Below are 13,179 nucleotides of genomic sequence, written 5' to 3'. Positions count from 1 at the left end.
GCGCATGGGCCGGGGCCGGGGTGTAGCGACCCCGCACCGATGGGTACACACCTGATGTCGGTTTCGACATGTCCACGGATCTCCAGGAGGAGTCACGTCGCCATGCGTACGCAGACCATCAGGGGCACGAGCGTGCCCGCGCTCGGCTTCGGTACCTTCCAGCTCGCCGGCGACGACTGCGAGCGCGGCGTACGTCAGGCGCTGGACATCGGCTACCGCCACGTCGACACCGCGCAGGGCTACGGCAACGAGGACCGTGTCGGTGCGGCGCTCGCGGCGAGCGCGGTGGAGCGTGGCGACGTCTTCCTGACAACCAAGCTCGACAACGACAACCACGCACCCGCGGCCGTCCGGTCCTCGACCGAGGCCAGCCTGCGGGACCTGCGCACGGACTACGTCGACCTGCTCCTCATCCACTGGCCGGTTCATGACACGCCGTTCGAGGCCACGCTGGACGCGATGCTCTCCCTGCGCGACGACGGCAAGGTCCGCAACGTCGGCGTCAGCAACTTCACACCGGAGCAGATCGACCGGGTCACCGCCCACGCGCCGATCTTCGCCAACCAGGTCGAGTACCACCCGTTCCTCGGCCAGGACGAGCTGGTGGCGCTCGCGCGCAAGCACGACCACCTGCTGACGGCGTACTCGCCGCTCGCGCGAGGTCAGGTCTTTCGTGACGCCACGCTCGTCGCGATCGGCGAGGAGCACGGGGCCGACCCCGCACAGGTCGCGCTCGCGTGGCTGCTGAACCAGGATCACGTGGCGGCCATTCCCAAGGCCACGTCGCCGGCACACATCACGTCCAACTTCCGGGCGCTCGAGATCGACCTCAGTGACGACGAGGTCCAACGCATCACGGCACTCGAGCGCGGTGAGCGCCTGATCGACCCGCCATTCGCCCCCTGGTAGACCCGCACTGCGGGACCGCCGGCACCCGCTACGCTCGACCGGCGGCCGGCACGCCGGTGGAAGCGTGTCAGGCGCGGTACGGCGAGGCGGCGATGAACGGTGCCTCCTGCGCCCCGAGCTCGGTCGAGGGCTGCCCGTCGGCGAGGAACTCGTCACTGATCCGATACCAGTTGGCGGTGGCGCGCAGGCGACCGAGGACCGAGTTGACGCCCCACTGGATCCGGTTGAGCAGCAGGTAGTCCGGCGGCAGGTTCAGCTGGCGCAGCAGGTCGAGGTAGCCGGCGCGGGGGTCGGTCGTCGACCTGATGACCTCACGGGCGAACTCCGGTGTGTACGTCCACTCCTCGTCGGCAAGGATCGGCCGGTTGAACATGCGAAACCAGGCCATGAGCTTGTAGCTGTCCAACGACTGCGCGCGCCCGTGGGTGAATCCGGCCTCGCCCAGCAGCTCCATCAGCTGGTCGACGTCGCCGGTCCGCACCGCGTGCAGCTGCGCGCGGATGGCGTCACGGGTCGCGGACGTGAACAGCTTGACGCTGCCGAAGTCGAGGAAGACCACACGCCCGTCGGCAGGGAACAGGTAGTTGCCCGGGTGCGGGTCACCGTTGAACAGCCGGAAGCGGTGCAGTGAGCCGTAGACGAACCGGTAGATGATCTCGCCGTAGCGCTGCCGTTCGGCCTCGGTGCTCGCCCGTGCCATCGCGTCGTAGCTTGCACCGTCGACGTACTGACTCACGATGATCCGCGGCCGACATAGGTCGATGAGCACACGTGGGACAGCGATGAAGGGATGACCGTCGTAGCGCTCGTGGAACGCAGCCTGGTACTGGGCCTCCCGCTGGTAGTCGATCTCGTCGACCATCCGGTCGCGCAGCTCGTCCATGAGGGGCTTGATGCGCAGGTTGGGTGAGATGATGCGCGCCATCGGCGCGAAGAGCTCGGCGTTCGCCAGGTCGGACTCGATCGCCTCGGCGACACCGGGGTACTGGACCTTGGCCACGACCTCGGTCCCGTCGCGGAGCCGAGCACGGTGGACCTGCCCGATGCTCGCGCTGGCCAGGGGCTCATCGTGCCAGGACGCGAACACCTCCTCAGGTGGCGCGCCGTACTGCTCGCTGACCACGTCCCGGATGGCCGCGGGATCCGCGGGGGGCGCGGAGTCGCGCAGGTCCGCGAGAACCTCGTGGTAGGTCGCCTGTGCCTCGGGCGGCAGATCCAGGTCCACGAAACTGGCCAGCTGGCCGATCTTCATGGCCGCGCCCTTCATCGAGCCGAGCAGGTCGAGCATCTTGTCGGCCGTCGCGGCGTGGAAGCGCAACTCGGCTGCGTCGTGATCGCTCATGGCGCGCAGACGCGACACCAGGTAGTTGGCGCTCGTCGACGCCGACAGGCGGGCGAGCGCCGCGCCCCGTGAAACGCGCGACGACGTGGAATGCTCGTCGAAGGACATGCACCCATGATGCCCCGAGAAGAAGAACACATCGCTGACCGTACGGCCACCGCGCCGTCCAGGATCGTCCTCCTCGGGCGTGACCACGAAGCGCTCGCGGTTGTCGCGACGAGGGCCGTCGGCCACGATGCCGCCGTCGGCCTCGCGCGGGGCTGGCGCCCCAAGCCGTACGCCTACGTCGACCCGAACGAGGATGCCGCGGGCTGCGTGGTCGGCCGCCGCGCGCGCCTGCTCGTGGTGGCTGACGGGCACAACGGCCACCGGGCATCCCACGCCGCGGTCGCGGCGGTCATGGACCTCCTGGGCGACGATCCGCCTCCGGCGGACCTCACCGAGGACGAGATGTTCGCCGCGGTGCAGCTCGTCGAGGACCGCATCGCGCTGGCCACGGACGACCTCGACGGCCCCCGTTCACGGACGACGCTGGTCGTCGCGCTGCGGACACCGACGCAGCTGCAGTGGTTCGGAGCCGGGGACTCGGCGCTGCTCGTGTTCGAGCGTGGGCCGGCCCGGCGGCTGCCCACCCGTGCACCCTGGTTCTTCGGTGACGACCCGGGTCATCACACCTTGCGCCGCTCACTGGCGCGTGGGCGCATCGACCTGGCGCCCTGGGCCTGGGTCGTGGCAGTGACCGATGGCTACACCGACTACGTGCCCGACGAGTTGACACCGGAGGCTGCCGTGGCACGGGCGCTGGTCGACACCGCCGGCGGCGCGGAGCGTGCGGTCGGTGCACTGCTCGACCAGGCACGCCGTGGTGGTGCCGGCGACAATGTCGGTGTGTCGGTCAGCGGTCCGTGGTACACCCCACACGATGGATACGACCACCATTCGGGTCACCACCGGTGACCAGTTCAGCGTCGTCGACATCACCGACCGCGTCGCCGAGTGGGTGCGTGGACGCGGCGACGGTCTGTGCCACCTGCTGGCACAGCACGCGACCGCCGGACTCGGGCTGATGGAGACGGGCTCGGGTAGCGAGGTCGATGCGCAGATGGTGCTCCGCCGGCTACTGCCGGAACAGGACGAGCGCTACCGTCACCGTCACGGCAGCCCCGGACACGGCGGCGACCACGTGCTGCCGCTGTTCGTCTCGCCGTCCCTGACGGTTCCGGTCGTCGACGGTGCACTGGCCCTGGGCACCTGGCAGTCGGTCGTCTTCGTCGATCCGAACGTCGACAATCCGCAGCGCTACGTGCACGCGTCGTTCGTTGCGGGGTGAACGGGGCCGACGGTGAGCCAGACATTGCAGCCCGGGGACGTCGTCGAGCAGGTCGAGGCCCGGCTTGACGAGGAGCTGCGAACCCTGGGGGCCGACCTGGCGCGGATCGTGCTCCGCCGGCACCCTCATGGACTGCCCGAGGACCCCGAGACGCGAGCGGCCGTCGTGGCGGCGGGGACCCGCCTGATCGGTCGGCGTGCCCCGGGGGAGCTGGCGGTGCGGGTGTACAACCCCGACACCGGCGCGGGAACGATGATCGCCGTCGTGGTCGAGGACGCGCCGTTCCTGATGTCGACCCTGGCGGGGCGGCTCGAGCGCCAGGGCCTGGCCATGGCCAACCATGCGTATCCCGAGTTCGGCGTAGTGCGCGACGACGACGGTGGCATCGTGGGCCTGCGGCCGTCGCGCGGCGCCGAGGAGCGCCAGACCTGGATCCACGTCGAGCTCGACCGTCGCCTCGGCGACGATCGCCTCGACGATCTGGCCGCCGCGCTGCGCGCCGTGCTCGACGACGTGCAGAGGGCAACCGGCGACTTCGCCGCGATGCGGGACCGGGTCGACGCCCTCATCGACAGCGTCGGCGTGGAGGACGCCGAGGCGGAGGCCCTGCTGCGGTGGCTGCTCGACGACCACTTCGTGTTCCTCGGTGCCGTCGTCCACCAGATCGGTGACGGCCGGGTCACGGACGTCCCCGACAGTGGCCTGGGGATCTTCCGCTCGGCCGGGGACGACGGTGGACCTGCGGTCAACGAGATCGCCGGTCCTGTGCCGTCGGACAGCGCGCCGTTGACGGTGTCGCTGACGCCGACGCGCAGCACCGTGCATCGCCACGACCGCATGGTCGACGTCGCCGTCAGCCCCGACGACGGGCACACCGTGCACCGCATCGTCGGCCTGTTCGCGAAGAAGGCGACGGCCGAGCCGGTGACGACCATCCCCGTCTTGCGTCGCTGGGTCGACGAGGTGACAGCCGACGAGGACGTCGTCAAACACTCCCACGACGAGCGGATGCTGCGGTCGGTGCTCGAGGCGCTCCCGAAGGATGCGCTGTTCACGGCGGGGGTCGACGGGCTCGCCGAGCTGTTCGACGTCCTCGTGCGCGACGAGCGGGCGACCATCAGGGTGGCGGCCTGGACCCATCCGGTGTCGGCGGCGGCGATCATCGTCGTGGCCGTCCCGCGGTCGCGCTTCGACGTGCCGCTGCGGGCGCAGATCGACCGCCGGATCGCCGAGCGCCTGTCGTGTGTCGAGGTCGAGCCGTTCGTCGGCTTCCACGAGGACCAGGCGCTGCTGACCTATGTGCTGCACGTGCACGGTGACGACGGTGTCGACCTCGACGAGGTCACCGGCCAGCTGCGCACCGACATCGTCGAGCTCAGTCGGACCTGGGCGGAGCAGGTGCACGCAGAGGCGGCCGCGGAGGGCGACGCCAGCACCGTCGATTCGTGGATCCACCGTCTGCCGGCCACCTACCGCGACAGCATCGCACCCGAAGAGGCGGTCACCGACTGCCGCGAGCTGGCGGCGCTGGCCGACAGCGACGCCGACGTGCGGATGCTGGTGGAGCGCCGCGAGCGGGAGGCCGTGCGTGGGCCGGCTCCCGGCCTGCGGTTCAAGCTGTACCGGCGGGGTCCGGCGGTGGAGCTGTCGCGCTTCGTGCCGATCCTCGAGAGCCTCGGCCTGGTGGTCGTCGAGTCGGTGCCACACGTGCTGCATCCCGACCCCGCCGACGACGACGCCGAGGGAGGGCCGGAGTTCCGCATCCACGACTACGGTGTGCGGCTGCGGGTCGACGCGGACCTCGACGTCGACGAGGACGGGGACCGGCTCGCCGACGCCGCATCGGCGATCTGGTCGGACCGTGCTGAAGCCGACTCGCTCAACGAGCTCGTCCTGCTGGCCGGGCTGCACTGGCTCGACGTCGCGGTCATCCGCGCCTACCGGCAGTACCGCCGCCAGGTCGGGACGACCTTCAGCGCCCAGTTCCAGAACGACGCGCTGTGCGCCTACCCGGAGATCGCCCGGGCGCTCATGGAGTACTTCGTCGCGCGGTTCCGACCCGACGTCGCTGATGCCGAGAGCCGGATCGACGACAGCCGCAACTGGCTGTTCTCGCGGCTCGACGAGGTCAACCGCCTCGACCAGGACCGCATCCTGCGCGGCTACCTGGAGCTGATTGACGCCACCGTCCGTACGAACCGCTACCGTGAGGAGCAGCCGGCCCGCATCGCGCTGAAGTTCGACCCGTCGGCGATCCCCGACATGCCCAAGCCGGTGCCGTTCCGGGAGATCTTCGTCTACAGCCCGCAGATGGAGGGTGTCCACCTGCGCGGTGGGCCCGTGGCACGCGGTGGCGTGCGCTGGAGCGACCGCCAGGAGGACTTCCGGACCGAGGTGCTCGGTCTGATGAAGGCGCAGATGGTCAAGAACGCGGTGATCGTGCCCGCCGGGTCGAAGGGTGGGTTCGTGCTGAAGAGCGCCGCGGACGACGTCAAGTTCGAGGTGCGCCGCCAGTACGAATCGTACATCCGGGGCCTGTTCGACGTCACCGACAACATCGTCGACGGCGAGGTCCGCCACCCCGATGGCGTGCGGTCCCACGACGACGAGGACGCCTACCTCGTCGTCGCCGCCGACCGCGGCACTGCTGCCCTGTCTGACCTCGCCAACAGCATCAGCAAGGAGTACGGGTTCTGGCTGGGCGACGCCTTTGCGTCCGGAGGGTCCCAGGGCTACGACCACAAGGACATGGGGATCACTGCGCGCGGCGCGTGGGTTGCGGTCCGCCACCACTTCCGTGAGCTGGGCATCGACGTCCAGACTGAGCCGATCACGATCACCGGCATAGGTGACATGTCCGGGGACGTGTTCGGCAACGGGCTGCTGCAGAGCCGCGCGGTCAAGCTGATCGCGGCCTTCGACCACCGCGACATCATGATCGATCCCGATCCGGACCCCGAGACCTCGTACGAGGAGCGCAGGCGTCTGTTCGAGAAGCCGGGCGCGACGTGGCAGGACTACGACCGCGACCTGCTCAGCCCTGGCGGCGGCGTGTGGTCGCGGACGATCAAGCGCATCGAGCTGACCGACGAGGTGCGCGACCTCATCCGCGTCGACGACGAGTCCATGACGCCGCCCGAGCTGATCCGCGCGTTGCTGCGCGCTCCGGCCGACCTGTTGTTCGCCGGCGGCATCGGCACGTTCGTCAAGGCGTCGTCCGAGCGTGACGCCGACGTTGGTGACCGCGCCAACGACGCCGTCCGGGTCGACGCCGACCAGGTCGGCGCCAGGGTGATCGGCGAGGGCGGCAATCTGGCCGTCACGCAGCGTGGCCGCATGCAGTACGCGCGCCGCGGTGGCCGCGTCAACCTTGATGCGATTGACAACGCGGCGGGCGTCGATACGTCCGACCGGGAGGTCAACCTCAAGATCCTGTTGGGCCAGGCGATCGACGCCGGTCATCTGGAACCTGACCAGCGGAACCAGGTGCTGGCCGATGTGACCGACGACGTGGCGGAGCGCGTGCTCGACGACGTTGCGGCGCAGACCCGCCTGATCAGCGAGGAGTCCGCCGAGAGCGCGACGCAGCTCGACAGCTACGAGCAACTGATGCGTGATCTCGAGGGGGCGGGCCGGCTCGACCGGACCGTCGAGGCGCTGCCCGACGCGGAGGAGATCGAGCGGCGCCAGCAGGCCGGCGGCGGACTGACCCGGCCCGAGCTGGGCCTGCTCATCGGCTACGCCAAGTCGGACCTGGCTGTGCACCTCGCCGACAGCGACCTGCCGGCGAGCCCCAGTCTGGAGGTGCTGCTGGAGCACTACTTCCCGGCCGCGATCACGGAGCGCTTCGCGGCGGTGGTCCACGAGCACCGGCTGCGCGACGAGCTCGTCGCGATGCTGCTGGCCAACGACCTGATCAATCACCTGGGCATCACATCGGTCAGCCGAACCGTGCATCAGCTCGGATGTGGTGTCGGGCAGGTCGCGGGTGCGTACTGGATCGCGCGTCAGGTCAGTGGCGCGGCCGACGACTGGGCGTACATCGAGGCCCTCGACGACACGCTCGAGCCGACGCTGCAGCGGCGCCTCAAGCAGCCGGTCGACGCGCTCGTCGGCAGCTACACGCGCCGGTACGCGTCACGACGCCTGCCCGACGACCTCCAGGGCCGCATCGAGCGCGACCGTGCGGCGTTCACCGAGCTCGAGGGCAGCTGGCCCAGCGACCCGCCGCCGGGCGTTGCCGTGGAGCGCCGTGACCTGGCGCAGGCGGTGATCGAGGAGGGCGTCGACGAGGACGTGGCGTGGCGCCTCGTGACGCGGCCCGATCTGGCGTACGTCCCGGACGTGGCCGACATCGCCGAGGAGCGGGATCGTCCGGTGGCCCAGGTCGCCGATGCCTTCATCCAGGTCGGCCGCGAGCTGCCGCTGGACCGCATCCGCGTCAAGATCAACGCGACGCAACCCGAGGGACACTGGCAGCAGTGGGAGCAGAAGACGCTGCTCGACGAGCTGCACCGCGTCCGCCGGCTGATCGCCCGCCAGGCCATGGACGCGACGCCCGACCTCGCGGGCGACGACGCGGTCGCCCGGCTGCTCGACGACCGGACCCAGCAGGTCGAGCGGGTGTGGAGCCTGCTGGCTGCGATGTCCGATGACGAGGACACGACCAACCTGGCCCAGGCGTCGGTCACGATGTCGGCGCTGCGGGCCGTGCTCGACTAGGACCGGCAAGCCACCGGTCGTCCAGTGGCACGAACTCGCGCTCCTTGGCACCGGTGTAGATCTGCCGCGGGCGGTTGATCCGCGTGTGCGGATCCTCCGTCATCTCCTTCCACTGGGCGATCCAACCGGGCAGGCGGCCGAGCGCGAACAGGACCGGGAACATCGGCAGCGGGATGCCCATCGCGCGGTAGATCAGGCCCGAGTAGAAGTCGACGTTGGGATACAGCTTGCGCTCCACGAAGAACTCGTCGTTCAGCGCGACTTCCTCCAGCCGCTGCGCGACGTCGAACAGCGGGTCGTCGCCGACCTGCTTCCTGACGACGCGGTCGGCGGTGTCCTTGATGATCTTCGCGCGGGGGTCGTAGTTCTTGTACACCCGGTGCCCGAAGCCTGGGAGGCGGAACGGGTCCTCGGGGTCCTTCGCACGGGCGACGAACGCGTCGACGTCCTCATCGGCGTCGTTGATGTACAGCAGCGTCTGCACGACGTCCTGGTTCGCACCGCCGTGGCGCGGGCCCCACAGCGCCGTGATGCCGGCCGAGATCGAGCCGAACAGGTTCAGGTGGCTCGACCCGACCATGCGGACGGTTGACGTAGAGCAGTTCTGCTCGTGGTCGGCGTGCAGGATGAGCAGCAACTCCAACGCGTCTGCGACATCGGCGTCGCAGACGTACGGTTCCGCCGGCACGGCGAACATCATGGACAGGAAGTTCTGGGCGTAGTCCAGATCGTTGCGCGGGTAGATGTAGGGCTGACCGATCGAACGTTTGTAGGACCAGGCGGCCACGGTCGGCAGCTTGGCCATCAGGCGGTAGATCGAGATCTCGACATCCTCGGGATCGCTCGGGTCGTAGTGGTCCTGATAGAACGTCGACAGCGCGTTGGTCGCCGAGGACAGGATGGCCATCGGATGCGCGTCGGCGGGGAACGCGTCGAAGAACGGCCGCATGTCCTCACGCAGCAACGTGTGGCGCGTGATGTTTGTACGGAACTCGTCGAGTTGCGCCAAGGTGGGAAGTTCGCCGTGGATCAGCAGGTAGGAGACCTCGAGGAAGCTCGCGTCGGTCAGCTCCTCGATCGGGTACCCGCGGTACCGCAGGACCCCTTCCTCGCCGTTGATGAACGTGATCGCGCTCTGCACGCTGCCCGTGTTGGCGTAGCCGGGGTCGTAGGTGATCAGCTCGGTCTCCGAGCGCAGGCGCCTGATGTCGATGGCGCGCTCACCCTCGGTGCCCGTGATTACGGGCGCGTCGAACGTGACGTCATCAACCTCAATGCTTGCCTGTCCACTCATCCTGCTCCGCCTTCTGCCGATGACGTCTGGAAAACTGGCACCGGCGCCCGGCGGCGAGCCTACCCGCAACGCTGTGGCGTCGAACTGCGCAGGCACACCGTGGTACACCGGGCGACGAGGTCGCGCAGCACCACCGCCCGCGGCCTACCTCCGTGTGGAGAACGGGTGCGCCGCCGCGTGGAAGGCACGACATGGCGGGGTCAGTGATGCTGCAACGGGACCGACTCGACACCGCGGTGCGTGAGCGCGTGCGGGTCCACCTCGGTGCCCTCTATCCGCAGGAGCAGGTCGAACCCACGCTGGACCGCCTCTCGGGGATGCTCGAGCGCTTCGCCCGCGACGTCGGCGACGACGCCAGCCGCGACATCCTGTTCGACGAACGCGATGTGACGCTGATCACGTACGCCGACCAGATCACCGAGCCTGATCGCCCGCCCCTGAAGACGCTGCACCAGTTCCTGGCGCAACGGGTCAGCGGTGCGATCACTGGCGTGCACCTGCTGCCTCACTACCCGGCGACGTCCGACGACGGGTTCGCCGTCGCCGACTACAACGCTGTCGACCCCGCGCTGGGCACCTGGCGTGACGTCAGCGCGCTGGCCGACGACTTCCGTCTGACGCTGGACGCCGTGATCAACCACGTCTCGGCGCGGGGCACCTGGGTGCGCGAGTGGCGACGCGACGCCGAGGCGTTCGAGGACTTCCTCATCGAGCTGCCGCACGACACTGACACGTCTTCGGTGACGCGGCCGCGGATCACACCGTTGCGGACGCCGATCGAGACCACGTCGGGCGTCCGCTTCGTCTGGAGCACGTTCAGCGCGGACCAGCTCGACCTGAACTACGCCAACCCGGAGGTCCTGCTCGCGGTCTGCGAGGTGCTGCTCGACTACGTGGCCAAGGGCGCGAGCATCCTCCGGCTCGACGCGATCGCGTACCTGTGGAAGCAGCTGGGCACGTCGTGCATCCATCTGCCGCAGACCCACGAGGTCGTCCGTCTCTGGCGCACGATGTTCGACGCGGTGGCGCCCGGCACGCTGCTGCTGACCGAGACCAACGTGCCGCACGCCGAGAACGTGTCGTACTTCGGCGACGGCTACGACGAGGCGCACATGGTGTACCAGTTCCCGCTGGCGCCGCTCACGCTGTCGGCGTTCCACCTGGCCGACACGTCCCAGCTCCAGGAGTGGCTGGCGACGATCTCAACCCCCTCACCGCAGGCGACGTTCTTCAACTTCCTCGGCAGCCACGACGGCATCGGTGTGCGTCCGGCTGAGGGCCTGCTGACTCCCGCGGAGATCACCCACCTGTGCGATCTCGCGCAGGCTCACGGCGGCGGTGTGTCGTACCGGTCCCACCCCGACGGGTCGCAGTCGCCCTACGAGTTGAACACCGTGTTCTTCGACGCGCTGAACCCCATCGGATCGACCGAGAGCCTGGACCGCCTGCTCGACCGGCACCTCGCCGCGCAGTCGATCCTGCTGTCGCTCGCCGGCATGCCGGCTATCTACGTCCACGCGCTGCTGGGCAGCCGGAACTGGTACGAGGGGGTCAGGCAGACGAAGCGCCTGCGGACGATCAACCGACAGAAGTTCGACCTCGCCGCGCTGGAGGCCGAGCTGGACGATCCGGGCAACATGCGCTACAAGGCCATGCGATCGCTGCTCGAGCGCATCATGGTGCGCACGCGCGAGCCGGCGTTCCACCCCGCCGGACCGCAGCGCATGGTGACGTCGCCGCGGCCGTTCCTCGCCTACGAACGCAGCGCGGTCGACGGGCCCAGCCACGTGCTGTGCGTGCACAACGTCACGGGACGTCCGCAGACGTTCGAGGCCTCGGCGTCCGACGGCGTGACCGTGCGCGGGACGCTGGTCGATCTCATCGATCCCCGACGCACTGCCTCGGTCGACGCGCACGGCCGCGTGTCGTTCGGGCTCGAGCCGTACGGCGTCGCCTGGATGCGCCAGCGCTGAGGCGCTGCGGCGACGACGCGCTCCGGCTCCAGCAGGGACCCCGCCCTCGCCTGGGGCTCGGGCACCCCGAGCGCCTGCGCGCGTCGCCGCCGCAGGCTCTGGTACTGCAGGGATCAGCGGGGGAGCGAGGCCATGGGTGGACGCTCGACGTCGGCGACGTCTGCCGGCTCCAACGTGATCCGGCCCTCGGAGTCGCGGCCGAACTGCACGTACCGGGGGTCGAACGCCTGGGCGAAGGTCGCCCGTTGCTCGGCGGCGAGCCGGCCAAGCGCGACGGTCGCGATCGCGTAGGCCATCCTGGACAGGTCGTGCAGCTCCTGGTTGCGGTGCACCCGCCGTCCGACGTCGACCTGCGCGATGGCGTCGGCGCCGCGCAGCGCCAGGATGTCGATCAGCAGGCCGATCTCGACGCCGTAGCCAGTGAAGAAGGGGACCTGCTCGAGCACCGCCCGACGACCGGCATACTCACCCGACAGGGGTTGCACGAGGCCGGCGAGCGCCGGCCAGAACAGGTTGAGCAGCGGCCGCGCCATCAGCTCGGTGACCCGGCCGCCGCCGCTGGTCTGCAGTGATCCACCCGCCTCGATCGGTCGATCGTAGAACGCCTTGACGAGGTTGATGCGGGCGTCGAGCAGCAGGGGAGCGACGATGCCCCACACGAACCTCGGGTCGGGGTTGCGGATGTCGGTGTCGACGAACGCCACGATGTCGCCCGACGTCACGCGCAACGACCGCCACAGGGCGTCGCCCTTGCCGAGCGTCGGGCCGACGTCGGGCACGATGTCGGCGTCCTGGTGGACCACCGCACCAGCGGACGCGGCGAGCTCCGCGGTGCCGTCGGTCGACGCGCCGTCCAGCACGACGACCTCGTCGACCAGGCGTCCCTGCAGCGCCACGCCGGACGCGACCACATCCGTGATCGTGGCTGCCTCGTTGCGCGCCGGCAGCACCAGGCTGACCGTCGTGTCTCTGTCGCGCTTCGCAGCGACGAGTGCATCGAGGTCCAGTTCGGTCGCCGCAAACGTCCGCCGCGCGAACCAGTCGGCCAGCGCGGCGCTGGACGACACGTGGGTCAGCCCTCGCTCGCCCCGTCCGAGGCGGCCTTGGAGGCGCCCCCTTCGGACCCGCCGTCAGACGGGGCCTCGGAGGAGCTGCCGCCACCGCCGCCACCGCCGAGCTCGGCACCCTCCGAGACCGTCAGGGTGCCCTCCATGCCGGCCTTTCGGTGCCCGGGGATGCTGCAGTAGTAGGTGTACTCGCCGGCCTCGAACGACACGGTGGCCTCGTCAGTCTCGCCGCCCGGCGCCTCGAGGATCAGCTCGTCGCCACGTTCCTCGATCACGACGTTGTGCTCGATCTGGCCGTTGTTCACGAGCGTCACGTCGACATCGCCCGTGGGCAACGCCTCCGGTGCGGATTCGTACGCGATGTCGACCGCGACCCAAACGGGCTCGTTGGTCCCGCCACCCTCGCCGCCACCGGCCGCGCCACCTTCGCCGCCTTCGGCGGCCTCGCCGCCGTGCTCCTCCAAGGGGCGCATGCCCGCCGCGGCCGCGACCGCGCCTGCGCCCATCAGGCCGATGAGCCCGATCGCCAGGGCGACGCCGAG

The 13,179-nt window shown here is 69.7% G+C and carries 9 protein-coding genes; 5 read left to right on the top strand and 4 right to left on the bottom strand.

Features of this window, described 5'->3' with window-relative positions; all coding sequences use genetic code 11:
• Positions 1-102: 102 nt before the first annotated feature.
• Positions 103-909: an aldo/keto reductase gene (locus VK923_07825; GenBank protein ID HSJ44573.1), complete on the top strand. Its 807-nt coding sequence runs from the start codon at positions 103-105 to the stop codon at positions 907-909.
• Between the two features lie 67 nt (positions 910-976).
• Here VK923_07825 and VK923_07820 read toward each other — a convergent pair whose 3' ends face one another.
• Positions 977-2,359: an AarF/ABC1/UbiB kinase family protein gene (locus VK923_07820; protein HSJ44572.1), complete on the bottom strand. Its 1,383-nt coding sequence runs from the start codon at positions 2,357-2,359 to the stop codon at positions 977-979.
• A 6-nt stretch (positions 2,360-2,365) separates the two neighbouring features.
• On the opposite strand from VK923_07820, the gene VK923_07815 reads away from it, so the two are divergent.
• Genes VK923_07815 through VK923_07805 form a run of 3 tightly spaced genes read left to right on the top strand, consistent with a single transcriptional unit; the run spans position 2,366 to position 8,303 of the window.
• Complete coding sequence (locus VK923_07815) at positions 2,366-3,208, top strand: protein phosphatase 2C domain-containing protein (protein HSJ44571.1); 843 nt, start codon at positions 2,366-2,368, stop codon at positions 3,206-3,208.
• Complete coding sequence (locus tag VK923_07810) at positions 3,174-3,581, top strand: YjbQ family protein (GenBank protein HSJ44570.1); 408 nt, start codon at positions 3,174-3,176, stop codon at positions 3,579-3,581. Before VK923_07815 ends, VK923_07810 begins: the two co-directional genes overlap by 35 nt.
• Positions 3,582-3,593: 12 nt before the next feature.
• On the top strand, positions 3,594-8,303 hold the full coding sequence (locus VK923_07805; protein ID HSJ44569.1) for an NAD-glutamate dehydrogenase domain-containing protein: 4,710 nt from the start codon (positions 3,594-3,596) through the stop codon (positions 8,301-8,303).
• Here the strand turns inward: VK923_07805 and VK923_07800 are convergent.
• Positions 8,269-9,597 (bottom strand): citrate synthase, encoded by a 1,329-nt coding sequence (locus tag VK923_07800; protein ID HSJ44568.1) that lies wholly within the window; start codon positions 9,595-9,597, stop codon positions 8,269-8,271. The two genes, VK923_07805 and VK923_07800, sit on opposite strands and share 35 nt — an antisense overlap.
• A 191-nt stretch (positions 9,598-9,788) precedes the next feature.
• On the opposite strand from VK923_07800, the gene VK923_07795 reads away from it, so the two are divergent.
• Positions 9,789-11,570, top strand: coding sequence for a sugar phosphorylase (locus VK923_07795; GenBank protein HSJ44567.1), 1,782 nt, complete (start codon positions 9,789-9,791; stop codon positions 11,568-11,570).
• A 113-nt stretch (positions 11,571-11,683) separates the two neighbouring features.
• Here the strand turns inward: VK923_07795 and VK923_07790 are convergent, their stop codons facing one another.
• The gene (locus VK923_07790; protein ID HSJ44566.1) at positions 11,684-12,637 is read right to left on the bottom strand and encodes a glucosyl-3-phosphoglycerate synthase; all 954 of its coding nucleotides are present in this window, start codon (positions 12,635-12,637) and stop codon (positions 11,684-11,686) included.
• 5 nt (positions 12,638-12,642) lie between these two features.
• The coding region (locus tag VK923_07785; GenBank protein ID HSJ44565.1) for a plastocyanin/azurin family copper-binding protein at positions 12,643-13,179 on the bottom strand (537 nt) is incomplete at its 5' end.

It is taken from the genome of Euzebyales bacterium, assembly GCA_035461305.1.
GTDB lineage: Bacteria > Actinomycetota > Nitriliruptoria > Euzebyales > JAHELV01 > JAHELV01.
This window is presented reverse-complemented; position numbering and strand designations above follow the sequence as displayed.

What these genes read in the sequence shown, in the direction of transcription:
- VK923_07825 (HSJ44573.1), top strand. Translation starts at nt 103, where the DNA reads ATGCGTACGCAGACCATCAGGGGCACGAGCGTGCCCGCGCTCGGCTTC.
- VK923_07820 (HSJ44572.1), bottom strand. Translation starts at nt 2,359, where the DNA reads ATGTCCTTCGACGAGCATTCCACGTCGTCGCGCGTTTCACGGGGCGCG.
- VK923_07815 (HSJ44571.1), top strand. Translation starts at nt 2,366, where the DNA reads ATGATGCCCCGAGAAGAAGAACACATCGCTGACCGTACGGCCACCGCG.
- VK923_07810 (HSJ44570.1), top strand. Translation starts at nt 3,174, where the DNA reads ATGGATACGACCACCATTCGGGTCACCACCGGTGACCAGTTCAGCGTC.
- VK923_07800 (HSJ44568.1), bottom strand. Translation starts at nt 9,597, where the DNA reads ATGAGTGGACAGGCAAGCATTGAGGTTGATGACGTCACGTTCGACGCG.
- VK923_07795 (HSJ44567.1), top strand. Translation starts at nt 9,789, where the DNA reads ATGGCGGGGTCAGTGATGCTGCAACGGGACCGACTCGACACCGCGGTG.